The 21,684-nt window shown below is 69.3% G+C and carries 20 protein-coding genes; 9 read left to right on the top strand and 11 right to left on the bottom strand.

Annotated features, from left to right (window positions below; translation table 11 throughout):
• Positions 1-50: 50 nt before the first annotated feature.
• The 4 genes from VFQ64_RS12835 to ligK form a co-directional block, all read right to left on the bottom strand.
• Complete coding sequence (locus tag VFQ64_RS12835; protein WP_325103731.1) at positions 51-3,302, bottom strand: PAS domain S-box protein; 3,252 nt, start codon at positions 3,300-3,302, stop codon at positions 51-53.
• A 73-nt stretch (positions 3,303-3,375) separates the two neighbouring features.
• Complete coding sequence (locus VFQ64_RS12830) at positions 3,376-4,260, bottom strand: amidohydrolase family protein (protein WP_325103728.1); 885 nt, start codon at positions 4,258-4,260, stop codon at positions 3,376-3,378.
• Positions 4,257-5,312 (bottom strand): 4-oxalomesaconate tautomerase, encoded by a 1,056-nt coding sequence (locus VFQ64_RS12825; RefSeq protein WP_325103727.1) that lies wholly within the window; start codon positions 5,310-5,312, stop codon positions 4,257-4,259. Before VFQ64_RS12825 ends, VFQ64_RS12830 begins: the two co-directional genes overlap by 4 nt.
• A complete protein-coding gene (gene ligK, locus VFQ64_RS12820) occupies positions 5,305-5,979 on the bottom strand; it encodes a 4-carboxy-4-hydroxy-2-oxoadipate aldolase/oxaloacetate decarboxylase (RefSeq protein ID WP_325103726.1) in 675 nt (224 codons plus the stop codon). The genes VFQ64_RS12825 and ligK overlap by 8 nt, the downstream gene beginning before the upstream one ends.
• Positions 5,980-6,081: 102 nt before the next feature.
• On the opposite strand from ligK, the gene VFQ64_RS12815 reads away from it, so the two are divergent.
• From VFQ64_RS12815 to VFQ64_RS12780, 8 genes are all read left to right on the top strand, one after another.
• Complete coding sequence (locus tag VFQ64_RS12815; RefSeq protein WP_325103725.1) at positions 6,082-7,233, top strand: LysR family transcriptional regulator; 1,152 nt, start codon at positions 6,082-6,084, stop codon at positions 7,231-7,233.
• A gap of 63 nt (positions 7,234-7,296) precedes the next feature.
• Positions 7,297-8,175 carry an NAD(P)-dependent oxidoreductase gene (locus tag VFQ64_RS12810; RefSeq protein WP_325103724.1) on the top strand — a complete coding sequence of 293 codons (879 nt, stop codon included), beginning with the start codon at positions 7,297-7,299 and terminating at the stop codon, positions 8,173-8,175.
• Positions 8,172-9,197, top strand: a complete 1,026-nt coding sequence (locus tag VFQ64_RS12805; RefSeq protein ID WP_325103730.1) for an amidohydrolase family protein — start codon at positions 8,172-8,174, stop codon at positions 9,195-9,197. Before VFQ64_RS12810 ends, VFQ64_RS12805 begins: the two co-directional genes overlap by 4 nt.
• The gene (ligA, locus tag VFQ64_RS12800) at positions 9,194-9,667 is read left to right on the top strand and encodes a protocatechuate 4,5-dioxygenase subunit alpha (protein ID WP_325103723.1); all 474 of its coding nucleotides are present in this window, start codon (positions 9,194-9,196) and stop codon (positions 9,665-9,667) included. Before VFQ64_RS12805 ends, ligA begins: the two co-directional genes overlap by 4 nt.
• Complete coding sequence (locus VFQ64_RS12795) at positions 9,667-10,518, top strand: class III extradiol dioxygenase subunit beta (RefSeq protein ID WP_325103722.1); 852 nt, start codon at positions 9,667-9,669, stop codon at positions 10,516-10,518. Before ligA ends, VFQ64_RS12795 begins: the two co-directional genes overlap by 1 nt.
• Positions 10,515-11,459 carry a Gfo/Idh/MocA family oxidoreductase gene (locus VFQ64_RS12790; RefSeq protein WP_325103721.1) on the top strand — a complete coding sequence of 315 codons (945 nt, stop codon included), beginning with the start codon at positions 10,515-10,517 and terminating at the stop codon, positions 11,457-11,459. Before VFQ64_RS12795 ends, VFQ64_RS12790 begins: the two co-directional genes overlap by 4 nt.
• A complete protein-coding gene (gene pobA, locus VFQ64_RS12785) occupies positions 11,456-12,619 on the top strand; it encodes a 4-hydroxybenzoate 3-monooxygenase (RefSeq protein WP_325103720.1) in 1,164 nt (387 codons plus the stop codon). Before VFQ64_RS12790 ends, pobA begins: the two co-directional genes overlap by 4 nt.
• Positions 12,620-12,643: 24 nt before the next feature.
• Positions 12,644-13,651: an aldo/keto reductase gene (locus VFQ64_RS12780; protein WP_325103719.1), complete on the top strand. Its 1,008-nt coding sequence runs from the start codon at positions 12,644-12,646 to the stop codon at positions 13,649-13,651.
• A 181-nt stretch (positions 13,652-13,832) separates the two neighbouring features.
• Here VFQ64_RS12780 and VFQ64_RS12775 read toward each other — a convergent pair whose 3' ends face one another.
• The 6 genes from VFQ64_RS12775 to VFQ64_RS12750 form a co-directional block, all read right to left on the bottom strand.
• Positions 13,833-14,618, bottom strand: coding sequence for a cyclase family protein (locus VFQ64_RS12775; RefSeq protein WP_325103718.1), 786 nt, complete (start codon positions 14,616-14,618; stop codon positions 13,833-13,835).
• Positions 14,618-15,121: a hypothetical protein gene (locus VFQ64_RS12770; protein WP_325103717.1), complete on the bottom strand. Its 504-nt coding sequence runs from the start codon at positions 15,119-15,121 to the stop codon at positions 14,618-14,620. Before VFQ64_RS12770 ends, VFQ64_RS12775 begins: the two co-directional genes overlap by 1 nt.
• Positions 15,118-16,275 carry an alpha/beta hydrolase family protein gene (locus tag VFQ64_RS12765; protein WP_325103716.1) on the bottom strand — a complete coding sequence of 386 codons (1,158 nt, stop codon included), beginning with the start codon at positions 16,273-16,275 and terminating at the stop codon, positions 15,118-15,120. Before VFQ64_RS12765 ends, VFQ64_RS12770 begins: the two co-directional genes overlap by 4 nt.
• A gap of 4 nt (positions 16,276-16,279) precedes the next feature.
• Complete coding sequence (locus VFQ64_RS12760) at positions 16,280-17,182, bottom strand: VOC family protein (protein ID WP_325103715.1); 903 nt, start codon at positions 17,180-17,182, stop codon at positions 16,280-16,282.
• A 14-nt stretch (positions 17,183-17,196) separates the two neighbouring features.
• Positions 17,197-18,312 (bottom strand): FAD-dependent oxidoreductase, encoded by a 1,116-nt coding sequence (locus VFQ64_RS12755; RefSeq protein ID WP_325103729.1) that lies wholly within the window; start codon positions 18,310-18,312, stop codon positions 17,197-17,199.
• A 115-nt stretch (positions 18,313-18,427) separates the two neighbouring features.
• Positions 18,428-19,342, bottom strand: coding sequence for a LysR family transcriptional regulator (locus VFQ64_RS12750; RefSeq protein WP_325103714.1), 915 nt, complete (start codon positions 19,340-19,342; stop codon positions 18,428-18,430).
• A 112-nt stretch (positions 19,343-19,454) separates the two neighbouring features.
• Here VFQ64_RS12750 and VFQ64_RS12745 point away from each other — a divergent pair, with 112 nt between their 5' ends.
• Positions 19,455-20,540 (top strand): amidohydrolase family protein, encoded by a 1,086-nt coding sequence (locus VFQ64_RS12745; protein ID WP_325103713.1) that lies wholly within the window; start codon positions 19,455-19,457, stop codon positions 20,538-20,540.
• A gap of 13 nt (positions 20,541-20,553) precedes the next feature.
• Here the strand turns inward: VFQ64_RS12745 and VFQ64_RS12740 are convergent, their stop codons facing one another.
• Complete coding sequence (locus tag VFQ64_RS12740) at positions 20,554-21,681, bottom strand: FAD-dependent oxidoreductase (protein ID WP_325103712.1); 1,128 nt, start codon at positions 21,679-21,681, stop codon at positions 20,554-20,556.
• Positions 21,682-21,684: the final 3 nt, after the last annotated feature.

The raw sequence follows: 21,684 nt of genomic DNA, 5'->3' as shown, positions 1-21,684 counted from the left end.
CCCCCCCCCCCCCCCCCCCCCCCCCCCCCCCCCCCCCCCAAACCCGCGGCCTATGTCCTCTCGATCATGTCGCGGATGCGGTTGACCAGTGCCTCGATGGCGAAGGGCTTGGTGATCATCTCCATGCCTGGCTCCAGGAAGCCGTTGGCGATGGTCGCGTTCTCGGCATAGCCGGTCATGAACAGGATGCGCAGCTCGGGGCGGAGCTGGCGCGCGGCGTCGGCGAGTTGGCGGCCGTTGAGGCCGGGCAGGCCGATGTCGGTGACGAGCAGGTCGAGCCGCATCTTGGACTGGAGCAGTTTCAGCCCCGACGGACCATCCGCCGCCTCGACCGCGTGGTAACCGAGCTCCTCGAGCACGTCGACGACCAGCCCGCGCACGGCGCTCTCGTCCTCGACGACGAGCACCACTTCGCCCGCTTCGGCACGACGCGCGTCGAGCGCCTCGGCGTGGTTCTCCTCGGCATCTTCCGCCTCGCCGTAATAGCGGGGCAGATACAGCTTGATCGTCGTGCCCTGACCGAGCTCGGAATAGATCCGGGCATAGCCTTCGGACTGGCGGGTGAAGCCATAGATCATCGACAGTCCCAGGCCCGTGCCCTGGCCGATCGGCTTGGTGGTGAAGAAGGGTTCGAACGCCTTTTCGATGGTGTCCTTGGTCATGCCGGCGCCGGTGTCGGTGACGCAGATGCAGATGTACTGGCCGGGGACGACATCGCGGTGCTTGGCGGCGTAGGCGGTGTCGAGGTGGGCGTTGCAGGTCTCGATCGTCAGCTTGCCGCCTTCGGGCATCGCGTCGCGCGCGTTGATCGCCAGATTGAGGATCGCGCTTTCGAGCTGATGGGGGTCGCACAGTGTCTGCCACAGCCCGCCCGCGGTCACCGTCTCGAGCTGAACGCTTTCGCCGATGGTGCGGCGCAGCAGCTCTTCCATCCCCGTCACCAGCCGGTTGGCGTTGACCGGTTTGGGATCGAGCGGCTGACGGCGCGAGAAGGCGAGCAGGCGGTGGGTCAGCGCCGCCGCGCGGTTCGCCGCGGTCATGGCGGTGGTGGCGTAGCGTTCGATCTTGTCGGTCTCGCCCTTGGCCAGCCGCCGCTGCATCATGTCGAGCGAGCCGATCACGCCGGTGAGCAGGTTGTTGAAGTCGTGCGCGATGCCGCCGGTGAGCTGGCCGACCGCCTCCATCTTCTGCGCCTGGCGCAGCGCCTCCTGCGCTTCCTCGAGCTCGGCGGTGCGCTCGGCGACGCGGCGTTCCAGTTCGTCGTTCATCTCGACGAGCAGGGTTTCGGCGTTCTTCTGGTCGGTGATGTCGACCTGGATGCCGTCCCATACCAACGTGCCGTCGGGCTGATCGCGCGGCGCGGAGATGATCCGCGACCAGCGCACCTCGCCGTCGGCGCGGCGGAAGCGGACCTGGATGTCGAACGGCTTGCGACCGGCGAGCGCGTCCGCCTCGGCCGCGACCATCGCCGGCCGGTACTCGGGGAGGATCAGCCTGTAGGGGATGCTGGAGTCGGCGAGCACCGCCTCGGCGGGAACGCCGGTCAGCTTCAGATGGCTTTGCGAGACGTAGAGGAATCGCCGTTCGCCGCCGTCGCGGCCGGTGGCGATCTGATAGACCATGCCCGACGGCAGGTTGTCGGTCAGCGCCCGCAGCCGCGCCTCGTTCTCCCGCAGCAAGCGTTCGGCCTCGGCGCGTTGCGTGTCGTCGCGCAGCGTCAGCACCGCGCCCAGCGTTCCCCCGGCCGCATCCAGGACCGGACGCGCGCTGCCGACCGCCACCACCTCGGATCCGTCCGGCCGGCGGATGCGCCACGGTGCATCGGTGACCGTCTCCCCGTCCAGCACCGCCCGCGCGAGCGGCAGTTCGCGGGTGGGGAAGGGGCGGTGGTCCATGGTCAGGAGGTGGTAGGTCTCGGCATAGGCGTCGGGCTCGATGTCGAGCCGCGCCACGCCATGAATTCGGCTGGCGGCATCGTTGACGAAGGTGATGCGGCCGGTGCGGTCGGTGACGATCACGCCTTCGGCCAGCTGACTGAGGATCGCTGCCTGTTCGGCCGCGAGCGCCTCCGCCCGCGCCGTCGAGGCCTGCAGCGCCGCTTCCGCCTCGCGTCGTTCCTCGATATCGATGACCGAGCCGACATAGCCGAGATACCCGCCATCGGCGGCAAAGCGTGCCGCGGCGGCGTCGATCGCCCAGCGGTACACGCCGTCGGCACGGCGGATACGGAACTCGACGCGGTAGTCCTGCTGCAGCGCATTGGCGGTCAGGAACGCCTCCTGCGCGACCGGCATGTCGTCAGGATGGACCGCGTCGAGCCAGCCATAGCCCTCGCCGGCGCCGTCCGCCTGGCCGGTGAACTCGTACCAGCGGCGGTTGAGATAGGTGCACACGCCGCTCGGGTCGGTCACCCACATCATCACCGGTGCCTGATCGGCCATGTTGCGGAAGCGTTTCTCGCTTTCCGCCACCGCCGCCTCGTCGCGCTTACGGTCCGAGATGTCGCGGTAGAAGACCGCTAGCCCCTGATCGACGGGGTAGGCGCGCATATCGATCCAGGTCTCGCGCCCGTCCGGCCAGACATAGCGGTGCTCCAGCATCCGGGGCCGGCCCTCGGTTATCGCGGCGCGGTAGAGTTCGCCGACTTCCGGAGCGGCGTCGGGGTGCGCTTCCCAATGGGTCTTGCCGATCACCTCCCCGGGCGGGCGGCTCTCCAGGCGCAGCGCGGCGGCGTTCATCTCGACGATGCGGAGGTCGCGGTCGAGCAGCGCGAACGCGTCGCCCATGTGATCGAGGACGTCGCGGCTGCGGTCGCGCTCGTCGCGCAGCGCGCGCTCGGCGGCGACCCGCTCGGTGGTCTCGATGACGATGGCGAGTACGCCCGCGGGGCGGCCGTCGTCGTCGAGGACGGGTGAATAGTCGAGGTCCATCCAGACCTGCTCGGCCGTCCCATGGCGATAGAGAGTGAGTTCCTGGTCCTTGTAGGCCAAGGTGCCGCCGGCGAGCCCGACCTTCATGACATTGTCGTTGAAGTCCGCGACCTCGGGCCAGCCCTCGCGCACGGGCATGCCGATCTGCTCCGGGTGCCGCCCGCCTGCGAAGACGGAATAGCCGTCATTGTAGAGCATGATGCCGTCCTCGCCCCACAGCATCACGATCGGGACCGGCGAACGCAGCAGGAAGCCCAGCACGGCCCGCAGGCTCTGCGGCCAGCCTGCGATCGGGCCGAGCGGCGTCGCTGACCAGTCATGCGCGGCGATCAGCGCGCCGGTTTCGCCGCCGCCGCGCAGGAACTCAGGCATCGGGCTCACATCGTTCACGCGCTCGCGACCTCCACGGCGGAGCTTTGCGCGAAGGCGCCCCGCCTAGCAACGCCTACCGCGCGGGCGCGGCGTCCGCCCAGTACAGGCGCAGCGGGTTGTCGACCAACAGCTTGCGCTGCGCCTCGGCGGATGGCGCGATGCACGGGATCACGTCCACCAGCGCGCCGTCGTCGGGGATCGCGTCCTGCATGTTGGGATGCGGCCAGTCGGTGCCCCACAGGCAGCGATCGGGATAGTCGGCGACCAGCGGCGCGACCGCCGCCACGAAATCGGCATAGGGCGCCCCGGCGGGATCGAGCCGGTCTGGGCAGCTTGCCTTGAAATGGATGTCGGGGCGGCTGTCCAGCAACGCCCGAAAAGCGCGCAGGTCCGGGCCATCGGGGCCCTGGCCGACGTCGGGGCGGCCCATATGGTCGATCACCAGCGGCACGGGAATCGCATCGAGAAAGGGGCGCAGCTCGGCCAGGATGTCGGCCTCGAAATAGACGACGACGTGCCATCCGGCCGGCAGCCGCGCGGCGATTTCGAGGAACCGATCCTTCGGGGCGTCGTCGACCAGGCGCTTGAGGAAGTTGAAGCGGATGCCGCGAATGCCGCCGGCGTGCAGGGCTTCAAGCTCCGCCTCGCCGATCGCCGGGTCGACCACCGCGACGCCGCGCGCGCGGCCGTCCGAGGCGGCGATGGCGTGGAGCGTGGCGGCGTTGTCGGTGCCGTGGCAGCTCGCCTGCACGATGACGTTGCGCGCGAAGCCGAGCCGGTCGCGCAGCGCGAACAGCATGTCGGGCCCCGCATCCCGCGGCAGGTATTTGGCCTTGGCGCTGAACGGGAAGCGGTCGGCGGGGCCGAAGACATGGCAGTGCGCGTCCACCGCGCCGGGCGGTGGGGTGTAGCGCGGCACCGACGGCGTGTCGGTCCAGCTCCTGATGCGGTCGCTCATCCGTATACCGTCCCGTCCATCAGCTTGCGTGCGGTCCGCAGCAGCGCCGCGCCGGCGACCGCGCCGTCGTCATCGATCGTCAGTACGCAGCTCATCTCGCCGGTGGGATGTTCGACCGATAACGTCTTGATCCGGCCGTCGGGTACCTGCGCCACCGCTGCCGCCGGCGAGCCGGGGATCAGGCAGGCGGTCGCGACGCTGACCGCGCCGAGCACACCGATCGAGGCATGGGCGCGGCGCGGGATGAAGCTGCGCACGGACAACGCGCCGCCGCCGCGCGGGGCTGCTACCAGCATCATCTTGGGCACCGACTTCTCTGCCACGTCCCCCAGGTTCATCATCGGCCCTGCAATCAGCCGGATTGCCTCGATCCGCGTCTTCAGCTCGGCGGCGTCGTCCAGTTCCTCACGCGACTCACAGCCGGTCGCGCCGACGTCCTCCGCGCGCAGCACCACGCAGGGCATGCCGTTGTCGATCAGCGTACAGGCGACGCCCTCGATCACGTCCGCCGCCCGCCCGGTCGGCAGCAGCGCGCCGCAGCTGGAGCCCGCCGTGTCGCGGAACTCGACCGGCACCGGCGCGGCGGTGCCCGGCACCCCATCGATCCGCGCCTCGCCGTGATAGACAACGTAACCGCCCGGTGTCCGGACGTTCGCCACCGCGACCTGCCCGGTATTGGCCATGAAGATCGTCACCGGCGTCTCGCCGTCGCTCGCGGCCACTAGCCCGCGCTCGATTGCGAAGGGACCGACGGCGGCGAGGATATTGCCGCAATTCTGCGCGTCGGTGACGATCGCCTGATCGACGAACACCTGCAGGAACAGATAATCGACATCGACGCCCGGCCGGTCGGACCGCGAGACGAGGGCGACCTTGCTGGTCAGCGGGTCGGCGCCGCCCATACCATCGATCTGGTTGGCGTCGGGCGAGCCCATGATGCGCAAGAGCAGGCGGTCACGTTCACCCTGGTCGGCGGGCAGATCATCGCGCAGGAAAAAGCCGCCCTTGGACGTGCCGCCGCGCATCCACATACAGCGGACGCCGTCAGACATAGCGCAGGCCCATCGCCTCCAGCTTGCCACGCATGTCGTAGATATCGAGCCCGAGCTCGCCGGCCGCCAGCCGCTTGCGCTTGCTCTCCTCGTTCGCCTCTCGCGCCTGCGCCTTGGCGAGCACGTCTGCGGCATCCGCGCGCCGGACCACGCACACGCCGTCGTCGTCGGCGACGATCACGTCACCCGGCGCGATCGCCGCGCCGGCGCAGACGATCGGCACGTTGACGGAGCCCAGCGTCGCCTTGACCGTACCCTGCGCCGATACGGCTTTCGACCAGACGGGGAAGTTCATGGCGGTGAGATCGCGCACGTCGCGCACGCCGGCCTCGATCACCAGCCCCCGGCAGCCGCGCGCCTGCGCCGAGGTCGCGAGCAGATCGCCGAAATAGCCGTCGAAACACGGCGAGGTCGGCGCCAGCACCAGCATGTCGCCATCGCGCAGCTGCTCGATCGCGACATGGATCATCCAATTGTCGCCAGGCGGTGCGGAGATCGTCACCGCCGACCCGGCGATTCGCGCGCCTGGATAGATTGGACGCATGTAGTGGCCGAGCAGGCCGATGCGGCCCTGCGCCTCGTGGACGGTCGCCACCCCGCACTGCGCCAGGCCATCGATTACCGCGCGCGCGGTGCGCTCGATCTCGCGGACCACGATCCCGGTCATTGCCCTCTCCCGATCGTCATGGCTCCCCCTCTGCTCCGCGCGCCGTCCCAACGCGAAGTGCGTTCTTTGTGCCGGGCATAAGTTTTGGCTAGGATCGTGGCGATGCAGGCCGACCGTCTCAACCTCCGCCACCTGCGCGCCGCGCTGGCGGTGACGCGACATGGCAGCATCAGCGCCGCCGCGCGCTCGGTCAACCTCACCCAGCCGGCGATCACGCAAGGGCTCGCCAAGCTGGAAGTGATGCTGGGCGAGCGATTGTTCGATCGGCGCAGCGACGGCATGGCGCCGACCGCCGCGGCGCTGCTGTTCGCGCGGCGGGTGGAGACGGCGCTCGCCGGCCTCGATCACCGCGTCACCGCCGCGCAGCTCCGCGCCTTTCTCGCGGTCGCCAAGGCCGGCGGCTATGCGGCGGCGGCGGCGGCGACTGGGCTGAGCGATGCGTCGCTGCACCGGGCGGTCGGCGATCTTGCGCTGGCGCTGGGCCAGACGCTGGTGGTCCGGCGCGATGGTGGCGTGGCGCTGACCGCCCGGGGGCGGCAGGTCGCGCGGCAATTCTCGCTCGCGCGCGCCGAGCTGGCGGCCGGGCTCGACGAACTGGCGGCGGCACGCGGGCGCGAGACCGGACGGATCGCGATCGGGGCGATGCCGCTGTCGCGCGCCCGTCTGCTGCCCGCGACGCTGGCGGCCTTCCACGCCGACCACCCCGAATTCTCGGTGGTCGTCGCCGAGGGAAGCCATACGGAGCTGGTGGGGCCGTTGCGCGACGGCGATCTCGATCTGCTGGTCGGCGCGCTGCGCGAGCCGGGGCCGGGTGCCGACCTGTCGCAGCGGCGGTTGTTCGAGGACCGGCCGGTGGTGATCGGGCGCGCCGACCACCCGCTCGCCGGCCGCGATCCCGACCTGCCGACGCTGGCGCGCTTCCCCTGGACTATCGCCGGGCGCGCCGCGCCGCTGCGCGATCACTGGGAGCAGATGTTCAGGGAGGCCGGACTGCCGGTGCCCGCGGTGCCGATCGAATGCGGCTCCGTCATCACCATCCGCCAGCTGCTGATGGCGAGCGATTTCCTGACCCTGCTGTCGCCCGATCAGGTCGCGATCGAGTTGCAGGCCGGGTGGCTGTGCGTGATCCGCCCGGCGCCGGCGTCTATCGTCCGCACCATCGGCGTCACCACGCGGGCAGGGTGGACGCCGACGCCGTTGCAGGCCGCGTTCCTGACGCGGATGGATGCGGTCGCCGCGGAGACCAATCCGTAAAATCTTATCGGGGGCGAGGCCTTCCGATTGGTGGCGGCACCCGCAAGCTCTATGGCCGCTGCGATGGAGACAGCGGCTTTCATCGGGTTCGGCGAAGCAGCCAGCGCATTTGCGGGCGCGGCAGGCTGGCGCGGGCCAGCGCGCGCGTTCGACCTGAAGCTGATCGAACCCGGCACCCGCGACGCGATCGTTGCGGCGGCAGCCGCGGCGCGGGTGGCGGTGGTCGGCTCCGGTGCCGAAGCGGTGGCGGGCGCCGCGTTGGTGCTCAGCCTCGTCACCGCCGACCAGGCGCTGGCGGCGGCCGTTGCGACGGCACCGCATCTCGCGCCGGGCGCGCTGTATTGCGACATGAATTCGGTCGCGCCGGACACCAAGCGCCAGGCGGCGGCGCTGATCGAAGGGGCGGGGGGCGCCTATGTCGACGTGGCGGTGATGGCACCCGTCCACCCTTCGCAGCTGGCGGTGCCGCTGCTGGTCGCCGGGCCGCACGCGCCCCGCGCCGTCGACGAGCTGAGCGCGCGCGGCTTCTCCGCGGTCCGCGCGCTGAACGGCCCGGTGGGCACGGCGTCGGCGATCAAGATGATCCGATCGGTGGTGGTCAAGGGGATCGAGGCGCTCACGGCCGAGTGCCTGCTCGCCGCCGACGCCGCCGGCGTGCTGGGCGAGGTGCTCGCCTCGCTGGACGCGAGCGAACGTGCGATGCCGTGGGACGCGCGTGCGGACTATAATCTCGACCGGATGATGGCGCATGGCCGGCGCCGCGCGGACGAGATGGACGAGGTGGTCAAGACCCTCGACGCGCTCGGTACCGGCACCGCAATGGCGCGGGGCACCGCCGACCGCCAGCGCGCGATCGGCGCGCTGAGACTTTCGCCGCCGCCGGGGCTGGACGCGAAGCTGGCGGCGCTGCGCGCATTGCCGCGGCTACGGGACGCCGCCTGACCATGATCATCGACTGCCACGGGCATTACACGACCGCGCCCGCCGCGCACAACGACTGGCGCGAGGCGCAGGTCGCGGCCTGGCGCGCCGAAGCGCCGCCGCCGGCCTATCCCGACATCCCGGACGACGCGATCCGCGAGACGCTGGAGGCGAACCAGCTGCGCCTGTTGCGCGAGCGTGGGGCGGACATGACGATCTTTTCGCCGCGCGCGTCGGCAATGGCGCCGCATGTCGGCGACGAGGCGGTGTCCAGGAGTTGGGCCCGCGCCAACAACGATCTGATCGCACGCTGCGTCGGCCTCTACCCGGACGTCTTCGCGGGCGTGTGCATGCTGCCGCAGAACCCCGAGGCCGATCTGGCGGGGTCGGTGGCGGAGCTGGAGCGGTGCGTCACGCAGCTCGGCTTCATCGGCTGTAACCTCAATCCCGATCCCAGCGGCGGTAGGTTTGCGTCGCCGCCGCTGACCGACCGGTACTGGTATCCCATTTACGAAAAGATGGCCGAGCTGGACGTGCCGGCGATGATCCACGTCTCGGGCTCGTGCAATCCGGGGCTGCACGCGACGGGCGCCTATTACATCGCCGCCGACACGATTGCGTTCATGCAGCTGATCGAGGGCGACCTGTTCGCCGACTTTCCGACGCTGCGCTTCATCATCCCGCATGGCGGCGGCGCGGTGCCGTACCATTGGGGTCGCTATCGCGGGCTAGCCGACATGCTGAAGCGGCCGCCGCTCGCCGAGCATGTGATGGGCAACGTGTTCTTCGACACCTGTGTCTATCACCAACCGGGCGTCGACCTGTTGAGCGCGGTGATCGCGACGGAGAACATCCTGTTCGGCTCCGAAATGGTCGGCGCGGTGCGCGGGATCGATCCGCAAACGGGCCATTATTTCGACGACACGAAACGCTATGTCGACGCCCTGCCGATCACGCCCGAACAGCGGCATGCCATTTTCGAAGGCAATGCCAGGCGGGTGTTCCCCAGGCTCGACCGGTTGCTGAAGGAGAAGGATTTGTGAGCGGGCCGCGCGACATCCACGCCTATCTGGCCGAGTTCGACGACATCCCCGGCACACGCGTCTACACCGCAAAGCGCGCGCGGCAGGGCTATCACCTCAACCAGTTCGCGATGAGCCTGATGAAGGCGGACAACCGCGCACGGTTCAAGGCGGGCGAGGCAGCCTATCTCGACGGGTGGAAGCTCAGCCCCGATCAGCGGCAGGCGGTACTCGACCGCGACTACAACCGGCTGCTCGATCTGGGCGGCAACATCTATTTCCTGGCGAAACTGTTCTCGACCGACGGGCAGAGCTTCCTGCAGGCGGTCGGCACGATGACGGGCATGTCGACCGACGACTACCAGGCGATGATGATCGCGGGCGGGCGCTCGCCCGAAGGAGTGCGGTCGCTCCGGGAGCGCGCCGCGCTGGCCGAGATCGCTGAGATCGCCGCGGAGATTCCCAACGCGCCTGCTGCGGGGAATCGCTGATGGCTCGCATCACCGCCGGCATCTCGACCAGCCATATCCCCGCTGTCGGCGCCGCGCTCGACAACGGCAAGACGGGCGAGTTCTATTGGCGGCCGGTGTTCGCGGGCTATGACTGGGTCAAACGCTTTCAGGCGGAAGAGAAGCCCGATGTCGTGGTGCTGGTCTATAACGACCACGCATCCGCCTTCGACGCCAACCTCATCCCCACCTTCGCGATCGGCTGCGGCGACGAGTTCCGTCCGGCGGACGAGGGCTGGGGGCCACGGCCGGTGCCCGTCGTCGAAGGCCATCCGGACCTTGCCTGGCACATTGCGCAGAGCTGCATCCTCGACGAGTTCGACCTGACCATCATCAACGAGCTGGAGGTCGACCACGGGCTGACGGTGCCGCTGTCGCTGCTGTTCGGGCAGGTCGATCGCTGGCCGGCAAAGGTCATCCCGCTGGCGGTCAACGTCGTCACCTATCCGCCGCCGTCGGGCAACCGCTGCTGGATGCTGGGCGAGGCGATCGCGCGCGCGGTCGCGAGCTTTCCGGAGGACCTGAACGTCCAGGTCTGGGGCACCGGCGGGATGAGCCATCAGCTGCAGGGGCCGCGCGCGGGGCTGATCAACAAGAGCTGGGACCAGGCGTTCCTCGACGGGCTGACGCAGGACCCGCAAGGCATCCGCCACAAGCCCCATATCGAATATCTGCGGGAGGCGGGATCGGAGGGGATCGAGCTGGTGATGTGGCTGGTGATGCGCGGCGCGCTCGGCGAGAACGCCGAGGAGCTGCATCGTTTCTATCACGTGCCGGCGTCCAACACCGCGGTCGGGCACCTCGTGCTGCGCCCTCAGGAGCTTAAGACATGAAGATCGCCCTCGCCGGCGCCGGCGCTTTCGGAGAGAAGCACCTGGACGGGCTGCGCAACATCGACGGCGTCGAGGTGGTGAGCGTGATCGGCCGGACGCTCGACAGCACGCAAGCGGTGGCAGCGAAATACGGCGTCGCGCACGCCACCACCGAGCTTGCCGAAGCGCTCGCGCTGCCGGGGCTCGACGCGGTGATCCTGTGCACGCCGACGCAGATGCACGCCGATCAGGCGATCCAGTGCATGGACGCCGGCAAGCATGTGCAGGTCGAAATCCCGCTCGCCGACAGCCTGGCCGACGCGGAAGCGGTGCTGGCGAAGCAACAGCAAACCGGACTCACCTGCATGGTCGGGCACACCCGCCGCTTCAACCCGAGCCACCAGTATCTGCACCGCAAGTTCTCACGTGGTGAGGCGCGGGTGCAGCAGATGGACGTGCAGACCTTTTTCTTCCGGCGCCGCAACATCAACGCCAAGGGCGAGCCGCGCTCCTGGACCGATCATCTGCTGTGGCATCATGCCGCCCATACAGTGGACCTGTTCGCGCATCAGGCGGGGCCGATCGTCCAAGCGCACGCAATGGAGGGACCGCCCCATCCCGAGCTCGGCATCGCGATGGACATGTCGGTCCAGCTGAAGAGTGAGAGTGGCGCGATCTGCACCCTGTCGCTGTCGTTCAACAATGACGGGCCGCTCGGCACCTTCTTCCGCTACATCTGCGATACCGGCACCTGGATCGCGCGCTACGATGATCTGGTGACCGGCAAGGAAGAACCGGTCGACCTGACGGGGGTCGCGGTGTCGAACAACGGCATCGAGCTGCAGGATCGCGAGTTCGTGGCCGCGATCCGCGAGGGGCGGGAGCCGAACAGCTCGGTGGCCCAGGTCATGCCCTGCTACCGCGTGCTCGGCGGCCTCGAGGCGCAGCTGAGCGGCAATTGAAGACCGAGGTCGCGATCGTCGGCGCTGGCCCCGCCGGGCTGTTGCTCGGGCACCTGCTGCGCGCCGAGGGGATCGCCTGCGTGATCCTGGAGCGGCAGACGCGCGCGCATGTCGAAAGCCGCATCCGCGCCGGCGTCCTGGAGATGGTGACCACCGATCTGATGCGGCGGCTGGGGCTCGACGCCCGGCTGCGCGCGGAGGGCATGGTCGAGACCGGGTTCAACCTCGCCACCGACGACCAGGTGATCCGCATCGACCTCGCCGCGCTGATCGGCCGCCACGTCACCGTCTATGGCCAGACCGAAGTGACGCGCGACCTGATCGCCGCCGCTCCGGAGCGGGGACTGGAGATCGTGTGGGAAGCGGCCGATGTCGTGCCGCACGCGGTGGACGGCGACGCGCCGTACCTGACCTATTTCACGGGCGGCGAGGCGGGGCGGATCGAAGCGCGGTTCGTGGTCGGCTGCGACGGCTTCCACGGTGCCTGCCGCAAGGCGATCCCCGATGGGGAGGCGTTCGATCACTCTTATCCGTTCGGCTGGCTGGGCATCCTGGCGGATGTGCCGCCGTGCCACCGCGAGCTGATCTATGCCAACACCGCCGACGGCTTCGCGCTCGCGTCGATGCGCTCGCCGACCCGCAGCCGCTATTATATCCAGGTGCCGCTGACCGAGCGGCTCGAGGACTGGCCGGCGGAGCGTCTGTGGGACGAGCTGGCGCGGCGCTTCGCCCCGCTGGCGGAGCGGCGGGTGACGCGGGGCCCCGCACTGGAGATGTCGATCGCGCCACTCCGGTCGTTCGTGTTCGAGACGATGCGTCATGGCCGACTGTTCCTCGCCGGTGACGCCGCGCACATCGTGCCGCCGACCGGCGCCAAGGGGCTCAACCTCGCCGCGTCCGACGTCGCCTATCTGTCCGAGGCGCTGATCGCCTGCTTGCGCGGGGGCGACGAGGCCGGGCTGAACGGCTATGAGAGGCGCGCGCTGGCGCGGATCTGGAAGGCGGAGCGCTTCAGCTGGATGCTGACCAAGCTGATGCACCGTTTCCCCGAGGACGGCCCCTTCGAGCACCGGATGCAGCAGGCGGAGCTCGACTATGTCGCGCAGAGCCGGGCGATGCAGACCGCCATCGCCGAGAATTATGTCGGCTTGCCGCTCTGACGCCGCGGTGACTAAGGCGGGCTTATGACGCTTCCCACTCGCACGCTTGGCCCTTTCACCGTCTCGGCGATCGGTTTGGGCTGCATGAACTTGTCGCATGCCTATGGTGTGCCGCCAGACGAGGCGGAGGCGGGCAAGCTGCTCAACCGCGCGCTCGATCTCGGCGTCACGCTGCTCGACACCGCGGCGCTGTACGGCGGCGGCGGTAACGAGCGGCTGCTGGCGCAGGCGGTGATGCACCGCCGGACCGAGTTCACGCTGGCGAGCAAGTGCGTGCTCGACCTGCACGATGGCCAGCGCGGGCTCGACGGCTCGCCCGCCGCCATCGCGCGGACGCTGGAGGGTTCTCTGGTGCGGCTCGGGGTTGATCATATCGACCTGTATTATCTCCACCGTCTCGACCGACGGGTACCGATCGAGGACTCGGTCGGCGCGCTCGCCCGCGCTGTCGAGGCGGGCAAGATCGGCGCGATCGGCCTTAGCGAGATGTCGGCGGCGACGATCGCGCGCGCCCAGGCCGTGCACCCAATCGCGGCGGTGCAGAGCGAATATTCGCCCGTCGTACGCAATCCGGAGGTGGCGGTGCTGGATACCTGCCGCAGGCTCGGTATCGGCTTCGTCGCCTTCTCGCCCGTCGCGCGCGGGCTGCTCGCGGGCGCGGTGCGGAGCGAGGATTACGCGCCCGGCGACATCCGGCTGATGATGCCGCGCTTTCGCGAGCCGCAACTGACGCACAATCTGCGCGCGGTGGCGACGTTCGAGGCGCTGGCGGCGGCGCTGGGCCATACGCCCGCGCAGCTCGCGCTCGCCTGGGTGCTGGCACGGGGTGATGACGTGGTGCCGATCCCGGGCACGACCAGCATCGCGCATCTGGAGGAGGACGTCGCGGCGGCGGCGATCCGGCTCGATGCCGAGACTTTGACCGCCATGGACCGCATCTTCGCGCCCGGCGCGATCCGGGGGCCGCGCTATGCCGCGGCGATGCAGGCGCAGATCGACACCGAACTGCTGCCGGACGAGGAGCTGGCGTAGCGGCGTTCTCGGCCGGAAGAGAGCCGGCCCAGTCGACCGTGCTGAGAACCATGCTTCCCCGGCGGAAGCCGGGGCCTAGTCCGCGGCGCGGCCGACTGGGCCCCGGCTTCCGCCGGGGAAGGTGTTCAATCGATCAAGTTCACATCGACGGAGTAGCCGGGGCTCAAGGCTGCGCATGCCGCTACGCCGGATCGTCGAAGATCGCGACCGCGCGCGTCCAGCCGGCCGACGCGCCCTTGATCTTGGCAGGGAAGCACGAGATGGTGAAGCCGGTCGGCGGCAGCGTATCGAGGTTGGCGAGCTTTTCCAGGTGGCAATAGCCGATCTCGCGCCCGGCCTTGTGCCCCTCCCAGATCAGGCTGGTGTCGCCCGTCTCCGCCACACGCGCGGCGGTGTAGGAGAAGGGGGGATCCCAGGACCAGGCGTCGGTGCCGGTCACCCGTACCCCGCGCGAGGTGAGGTACAGCGTTGCCTCGCGGCCCATGCCGCAACCGCTGTTGAGGTAATCCGGCCCGCCGAACGCCGCGCTCGCCGCGGTGTTGACCAGCACGATATCGAGCGGCTGGAGCGCGTGGCCGATCCGCGCGAGCTCTTGCTCCACCTGTTCGGCCGTGACGACGTGGCCGTCGGCCAGGTGCCGGAAATCGAGCTTGACGCCGGCGCCGAAGCACCATTCCAGCGGCACCTCGTCGATGGTGATCGCACGCGCGCCGCCGTCCATCGTCGGGTGGTAGTGCCACGGCGCGTCGAGATGGGTGCCGTTGTGGGTCGTCAGCGTCACTGTCTCCGACGCCGCGAAGCCGATGCCGCCGGGCATCTGATCGGCGGTGACGCCGGGAAAGAACATCTGCAGCTCGGCCATTGTCTCGGCATGCGCCTTGTAGGCAATGCTGGGCCGCAGAAAGGGCGGATCGGCGACGGTCTCGTTGTCGAGCGCGATCGACAGGTCGACGAAGCGGCGTGCCATCAGCGGGCCTCCACTAGCGCCGCATCGGCGCGGATCGGGATCGGGGTCATGCCGAGCACCGCGCGCAGCACCGGCGGCGTGACCAGGGCGCCGACCATCGCGCCGTAACCGGCGTTGACGATCAGCCCCGCGAGCGGCGGCACGATCGCGCGCGCGAGCGCCAGGAGCAGCAGGGCCATGCCGCCGCCCAGCAGCACCATCGCCGCGACCGCCAGCGCGAGGATGCGCAAGGCATGCCGGCGCAAGGCCGGTGGCGGCGTCGCGGGCATGACGAGGCCCCGCGCGACGCGGCGGTACATGATCAGCGATGGGACCAGCGTACCCATGAACACCATGCAGAAGGTCTGCGGCAAGAAGCCGAGCGCCACCGCGCTTACCGGCGTGTCGCGCCAGCCGGCGATGAGCAGGAACAGGACGACGCTGAGGATGGCGTTGATCGCCATTGCGACCCGCGTCTCGGTGCGGAGCAGCGCGCGCCGTTCGACGTCGGCGGCATCGGTCACGACGTCCGTCCGCCCAGCGTCTCGGCGAACCAGTCCGCGATGTATTCGCGCCCGAAGCTCATGTTGTCGGCGCCGACATGCTCGACCCCGCCTTCGCGTGCCGTGAAGACCTTGAGCTCGGCACGCGGGCTGTTGGTCAGTTGCGCGTGGCTGCGATGGGCATAGTCGAGCGCGATCTGGCGGTCGCCCTCGCCGTGGGTGATCAGGAACGGCACGGTGATGCGGTCGAGCACGCCTTCCAGCGTCATCCCCTTGGACTTGGCGAGGAAATCGTCCTGATCGGTGGCGCCGAACACCCACCAGACGTGGCTCCAGTAATGCGGCACCGGGTTCTCGCCCTCGCGGCGCATCCGCTTCTGCTGGACGTCCGCCCAGTCATGGTTCGCGCCCCATACCGCGCCGCTCGCGAAGCGCGGTTCGAAGGCGACCGCGCGGGGGGCGTAATAGCCGCCGAGCGAGATGCCGGTCATGCCCAGCGCGCCCGCGTCGACATCGGGCTGCGTTTCCAGCCAGTCCACCCAGGCCGAGGCCCAATGTTCGCTCTCCGGCGCGGCCGGCAGGCCGTGGAGGCGCAGCGCCTCTCCCGTTCCCGGCTGGTCGACGCACAGCGTTGAGATGCCGCGCTTCGCCAGCGCATGCGGCAGCCACGAGAAGAACAGCAGCTCCTTGGTGCTGTCTAGTCCGTTGCAATAGACCACTGCCGGGCGAGGTCCGTCGCCCTCGCCGCGCGTCCACAGCGCCGACAGGGCCTTGCCCTGGTACGCGATCTCGACCCGCTCGACATTGTCGCCGGCGAAGCGGGTCCCCCGGTCGAAGGCGTCGAGCACCTTGGCGTAGGTCTGGGTGCGGCCGGGGTGGCCGTGACCCTGCATGCGCTCGGCCATCTGGTAATAGAGCGCGGCGCGCTTCAGCTTGTCGCCGGCGGAGAACAGCCGCCCCTTCGCCTCGTCCTGCTCCGCGAGGTCCGCGAGCTTGTCGGCCATCTTGACCCACTCCGCGAGGAACGCGGCGGTGCCGGTGTCCTCGCCGCGCGCCGCGGCGTCGCGGATCGGCGCGCACATGTCGACGATCTCGCCGATCTTGGCGCCGCTCTCCATCGCGATCGAGACCGACAGGTTCCAGACATAGTTGGGGAAGAACTCGAACAGCGCCACTCGCTCAGACCCCGACCGGCTGGAACAGACCCTTGTCCGGCTCGGGCTTGGGCATCGTGTGCGGGCCGCCGACCCCGATCTCCCACTGGTCCATCGTGCCGAGGCTGGGCTCGTGGACCTTGGGCTCGTGGTTGTCGTGGTCGACCGATTCGAGCTCGGAGGTGTATTCCACCGCGAAGCCGTTGGGCGTGGTGAAGTAACTGAAGGTGTTGTTGCCTGCCGTGTGCCGGCCCGGCCCCCATTTGATGTCCGTGCCCATCTTCCGCAGCCGCGCGATGCCGCGCATCATGTCGTCGAGCGTCAGCATGTCATAGGCGACGTGGTTGAGGCATGGCGGTCCGGGCAGGAAGGCGATCCGGTGATGCCATTCGTTGCAGCGCAGGAAGCTCATCCCGTCGCCCAGCCAGTCCGACAGGCGGAAGCCCAGCACGTCGATGAAGAAGCTCGTCATCGCCTTGTGGTCAGGCGAGTGCATGACGATGTGGCTGATCTTCTGCGGCACACCGTCCCAGCGCAGCATCGGTCGCGACGTGCCGCGCTCGACATCGCTCGACACTTCGAACGGCAGGCCGTCGGCGGAGAAGAAGCGAAAGCCGTAGCCGCCGCCGAAGCCGGTCAGCGCCTGCGGCGGATGGACGATCCGGCAGCCGGCGGCGACGACCTTGTCGTGCAAAGTGTCGACATCGGCGCGGCTGTCGGTCGCCAGCGCCATGACGTCGATCCGCTTCTCGTCGGACCGCCGTAGCCGGACGACGTAACGCTCGTCGTTACCCTCGGCGGCGAAATAGGCCATGCCGTCCTGCGCGGCGACCTCCTTCAATCCCCATACGTCGCGGTAGAAGTCGCGCTCGGCGTCCAGGTCGGGACAGCCATAGCCGACATAGCGGATTTCGGTGACGCGGCTCATCATTGCCTCCTTGTTCAAATCGGCGCCGCGGTGACGGCGAACATGTCATGTGCGGCCTTGCCTTGCTCGACGCGTGGGCCCTGGCCGATTTGGCCCCGGCACAGCGCCAGGCTCTCGCGGACGATGTAGAGGCACCGATCGTAGCGACGGTCGCGAAAGGCCCGGAAACCGGCTTCCGGGGTCTCCGCGCGGGCGAGTTCCTCGGCGAGCACGATCGAATCCTCGATCGCCATCCCGGCGCCCTGGCCCAGGTGCGGGGTGGTGGCGTGGACGGCGTCGCCGAGCATCACGACCCGGCCCTTGTGCCAGGGTCCGTCGAGCAGCAGCCATTCCAGCGGCTTGTACACCACGGCGTCGTCGTCGGTGATCTGCTCGGCCAGCGCCGCGATCGCCGGCGGCATGCCGGCAAGCTTCGCGCGCATCGTGGCCGCGAGCCCATGGCGCGGATAGCGCGGATTGCCGGGCTCCGGCGTCGTCACGTACATGTACATGAGATCGGCCGACAACGGGATCAGCCCAACGCCGATCGGCCCTTCATAGACATGCATGCCGGCGAGGTCGGCCGGGCGGGCGAAGTTGTAGCGCCACACCGCCTGGCCGGTGAACGCGGGCTCGGGCGCCTCGGGGAAGACCATCCGCCGCGTCTGCGAGTAGAGGCCGTCGGCACCGACGACGATGTCGTAACGGCTCCTGCTGCCGTCGGAGAAGGCGACGTCGACGCCTTCGCCATCATCGTCCAGCGCGGTGGCGGTGGTCCCGAGCCTGACGGTGGCGCCGGCACCGATCGTGCGGTCGCCGAGCACCTTGTGCAACGCGCGCCGCCCGATTCCGACATTGGCCGGATAGCCTTCCACGAGCCCGGGTGCCTTGAGGGTGGCGACCGGCTCTCCGCTCGGCAGGAAGACGAAGATCTCGTCGAAGCCGAAGCCCGCGTCGAGATAGTCGTCGAGGAGGTCCAGCGCCTTCATCGCGCGGACGACATTGGACTGTTGGATGATGCCGACACCATAGACGGACCAGTCGGGATCGCGCTCGATAACGTCGACGACGGCGCCGCGGCCGCGCAGCGCGATCGCCGCGGTCAGACCGCCGATGCCGCCGCCGATCACCAGGATGCGGCAACCTTCAATCATTGATCGCCCCGTCCGCCATCGCTTCCTCTCGTCCGACCTATCAGCGGCCCTCGTTCTCCTGCGTTAGCGCAGCCCGACAATCTGTAAACGTGAATGAATTTATCACGTTCGATCATTTTGATTTATGGATCACGGTCTGTCGATGAAGCCGCTCGCGCAGCCAGGCGAGGCCGGGATCAGCGGCACGGGCAGGGTGGCATTGCATCATCTCGCGCATGACCGGGAAGTCGAACGGGATCTCGCGGATCGCAAGCGGATGGAGCGCCGCCATCACCAGCGCGAGCCGCTCGTGCATCAGCGCCAGCCGTTCCGTCTGCACCAACAGCCAGGGGACGACCGCGAAGGAAGACGCCCTCGCCGCGACGCGGAGCTGACGACCCTGCAAGCCGAGCTCGCGGTCGCCGAACGCCGGTGTGCGCTGATAGCCGATCGCGACCTGGACATGGTCCGCGCCCATGAACGCCGCTTCGTCCAGCGACCCCGCCAGCAGGGGATTGTCCTTCCAGCCGACGACGACATGCCGCTCGTCGAGCAGATGCTCGGCCGGCAGCTCGCGCGCGGTATAGCCTTCCGGCGCGATCAGCAGGTCGATCCCGCCCTGCTCCAGATGATGCGCGCTCTGGTCGTCGGTCAGCAGCAGCTCCAGCCGCACCGACGGCGCCTCGTGCGCCAGCTCGCGCGACAAGGGGGCAAGCACGGCAGTGGAGATATAGTCCGACGAGCAGAGCCGGAAGTTGCGCTGCGACGTCGCCGGATCGAAACGGGTCGAGGTGGCGATCAGGCCCTCCACCGCGCGCAGGCTTTCGTGCACCTGCGGCAACAGGCTTTCGGCAAAGGCGGTGGGCAGCATCCGCTTGCCGTGCGCGACCAGGATTTCGTCGCCGAAATACCGACGCAGCCGCTTCAGGGCGGAGCTGATCGCGGGCTGGCTGAGGTTGAGCTGCTCGGCGGTGCGCGACACGCTGCGCGTCGCCATCAGCGTTTCCAGGACGCCGAGCAGATTGAGGTCGAGGCCCTTGAACCGCATTGGCAGCAGGCTACCGGATCGGGTGGTGCAGGCCAATGGCGCTGAGGGCATGGTCGGTCACCGCCGCGCCGCCTATCATTCTGCGAAACCACGTTAGAGATGAGGATTCGCCATGGAAATCGACCGCAGGACGCTTCTCGCCGCCGCACCGCTGGCCGCGCTCGCCCACGGCGCCGAAGCGGCGACGCCGCTGCGCCGGATCGCGACGGAGGAAAGCTTCTCGATCCCGGAGATCGCTTCGGCGACGCAGCGCTTTCTGCAGACCGATCGCGGGCAGAAGGAGCCGGGCTTTGCCGCGCTGGTGGCGGGCTTCGGGCGGGAGCAGGGAATGCGTTGGGGCGGCCAGGCGCTCGACCTCGGCGCCGGTCGCATCGCGGCCATGGCCGCGGCGCGCATCGACACCCAGCTGTTGTTGCTGAGCGCGCCGGGGGTGCAGCTGTTCGAGGCAGGGCAGGCGCGCGAGCTGGCGGCGCTCGCCAATGAGCGCGCGGCGGCGCTGTGCCGCACCGATCCACGCCGCTTCGCCGCACTCGCCACGATCGCGCCGCAGGATCCGGCGGGCGCCGCGCGCGAGCTGGAGCGCGCGGTCCGTACGCTGGGGATGAAGGGCGCGCTGATCAATTCGCATACCCGGGGCGAATATCTGGACGAGCCCAAGTTCCGGCCGATCCTGGAAGCGGCCGAGGCGCTCGACGTGCCGATCTATATCCACCCGCGCGATCCCGCGCCGGGGATGCTCGAACCCTATATTCCGCAGGCGCTGCTCGGCCCGATCTGGGGCTTCGCGGCGGAAACCGGGCTGCACGCGCTGCGGCTGATCATGGGCGGGATCTTCGACCGTCACCCGCGTCTGCGCATCGTGCTGGGGCATCTGGGCGAAGGCCTGCCCTTCTTCATCGACCGGATCGACATCCGCTACGCCGTCGACGGCTCGCCCATGCGGGTCAAGCTGAAGGAGCGGCCCAGCACCTATCTGAAGCGCAACTTCGTGCTGACCACCAGCGGCATGAACTATGGCCCGTCCGTACGCCAGGCGATCGAGGTGATGGGCGCGCGCAACATCCTGTTCGCGGCCGACTGGCCCTATGAGGACGCCGTGGCGGCGGTCGCCGCGTTCGACGCCATCCGGCTTACCGCCGCCGAGCGCCGGATGCTGTACCAGACCAATGCCGAGCGGGTATTCCGGCTGACGGCTTAAATGGCAAGCACCCTCAATACGGCTCCCGCAACGCCTCGACCGCCTGGGCGCGCAACCGGGCGCTCGCGGCCGGGTCGGCATGCGCCTGTTGCAGGCGCAGCAGCTCGACGCTGGCGTTGACCACCATCGCCGCGCGATCGAAGCGGCGCTGCGTATAGGCGGCGAGCGCGACCGCCAGGTCCGGCGTGCGCGCGACTTCCTCGCCCAGCACCACGCCGTCCTCGATCGCCAGGCTGCCGCCGGACGCCAGGTGCGCGGTCGTCGCATGCGCGGCGTCGCCGATCAGGACGACGCGGCCCCGGTACCAGGGCGGCGGCAACAGATGCCAGTCATAGGGGCGCATCAGCACCTCCTCCTGCGCATCGAGGCGGCCCACCAGCGCCTGCATCAGCGGCGCGGCGTAGCGCGACAATTCGGCGCGGAGCAGCGCGCGCGTCTCGTCCGCGCCGACGAACCGCCGTGCCATGTCGACGCCGGTGGACAGATAGAGCAGGTTGCCCGGCAGCCGCGTCGTCATGACCATGCGGTTGTCAGCGGGCAGGACATAGGGTCCCGCCGGCCCCTCGGGCGCGTCGGGCAGCACCCAGCGGAAGCTCATATGGCCCGTGTAGGCGGGTGTCGGCGCGTCAGGGAAAAGCGACGCGCGCAGCTGCGAGCCGATGCCGTCGGCGCCGACCACCAGATCATAGGTCCCCATCGTGCCGTCGTCGAAGGTGACGGCCACCGCGTCACCGGTGTCGTCGAAGCCGGTCACCGCCCGACCGACGCGGATGACCGCGCCCGCGCCGCGCGCCGCCTGTTCCAGGATCGTCGTGAAGGCGGGGCGCAACAGGCTGATGGAGGCGGGCAGCCGCACGTCGTCGCGCGGCGGCGGCTCGGGGATCGGCAGCGGCGCGCCGGTGCGGCCGTCATGGACGCGGCTGAAGATCGACGCGGTGCCCTCGATCACATAGCCGATCGCGGCGCAGGCTTCGAGTACGCCGAGCGTCTCCAGCGCCTCGACCGCGCGATTGGTGATCGCGATCACCGCGCCCTCGACGCGGCCGCTCGCCTCGACGACGGTCACGTCATGCCCGGCGCGCGCGAGCATGGTCGCGGCACTCAGCCCGGCCATGCCGCCGCCGACGATCAGGACGCGCATCGG

Source organism: Sphingomonas sp., from assembly GCF_035714405.1.
In the GTDB taxonomy this organism is placed as follows: Bacteria; Pseudomonadota; Alphaproteobacteria; order Sphingomonadales; family Sphingomonadaceae; genus Sphingomonas.
This window is presented reverse-complemented; position numbering and strand designations above follow the sequence as displayed.

Coding starts and splice junctions, on each gene's coding strand:
- VFQ64_RS12835 (WP_325103731.1), bottom strand. CDS start 3,302: ATGCCTGAGTTCCTGCGCGGCGGCGGCGAAACCGGCGCGCTGATCGCC.
- VFQ64_RS12830 (WP_325103728.1), bottom strand. CDS start 4,260: ATGAGCGACCGCATCAGGAGCTGGACCGACACGCCGTCGGTGCCGCGC.
- VFQ64_RS12825 (WP_325103727.1), bottom strand. CDS start 5,312: ATGTCTGACGGCGTCCGCTGTATGTGGATGCGCGGCGGCACGTCCAAG.
- ligK (WP_325103726.1), bottom strand. CDS start 5,979: ATGACCGGGATCGTGGTCCGCGAGATCGAGCGCACCGCGCGCGCGGTA.
- VFQ64_RS12815 (WP_325103725.1), top strand. CDS start 6,082: ATGCAGGCCGACCGTCTCAACCTCCGCCACCTGCGCGCCGCGCTGGCG.
- VFQ64_RS12810 (WP_325103724.1), top strand. CDS start 7,297: ATGGAGACAGCGGCTTTCATCGGGTTCGGCGAAGCAGCCAGCGCATTT.
- VFQ64_RS12795 (WP_325103722.1), top strand. CDS start 9,667: ATGGCTCGCATCACCGCCGGCATCTCGACCAGCCATATCCCCGCTGTC.
- VFQ64_RS12790 (WP_325103721.1), top strand. CDS start 10,515: ATGAAGATCGCCCTCGCCGGCGCCGGCGCTTTCGGAGAGAAGCACCTG.
- VFQ64_RS12780 (WP_325103719.1), top strand. CDS start 12,644: ATGACGCTTCCCACTCGCACGCTTGGCCCTTTCACCGTCTCGGCGATC.
- VFQ64_RS12775 (WP_325103718.1), bottom strand. CDS start 14,618: ATGGCACGCCGCTTCGTCGACCTGTCGATCGCGCTCGACAACGAGACC.
- VFQ64_RS12760 (WP_325103715.1), bottom strand. CDS start 17,182: ATGAGCCGCGTCACCGAAATCCGCTATGTCGGCTATGGCTGTCCCGAC.
- VFQ64_RS12750 (WP_325103714.1), bottom strand. CDS start 19,342: ATGCGGTTCAAGGGCCTCGACCTCAATCTGCTCGGCGTCCTGGAAACG.
- VFQ64_RS12745 (WP_325103713.1), top strand. CDS start 19,455: ATGGAAATCGACCGCAGGACGCTTCTCGCCGCCGCACCGCTGGCCGCG.
- VFQ64_RS12740 (WP_325103712.1), bottom strand. CDS start 21,681: ATGCGCGTCCTGATCGTCGGCGGCGGCATGGCCGGGCTGAGTGCCGCG.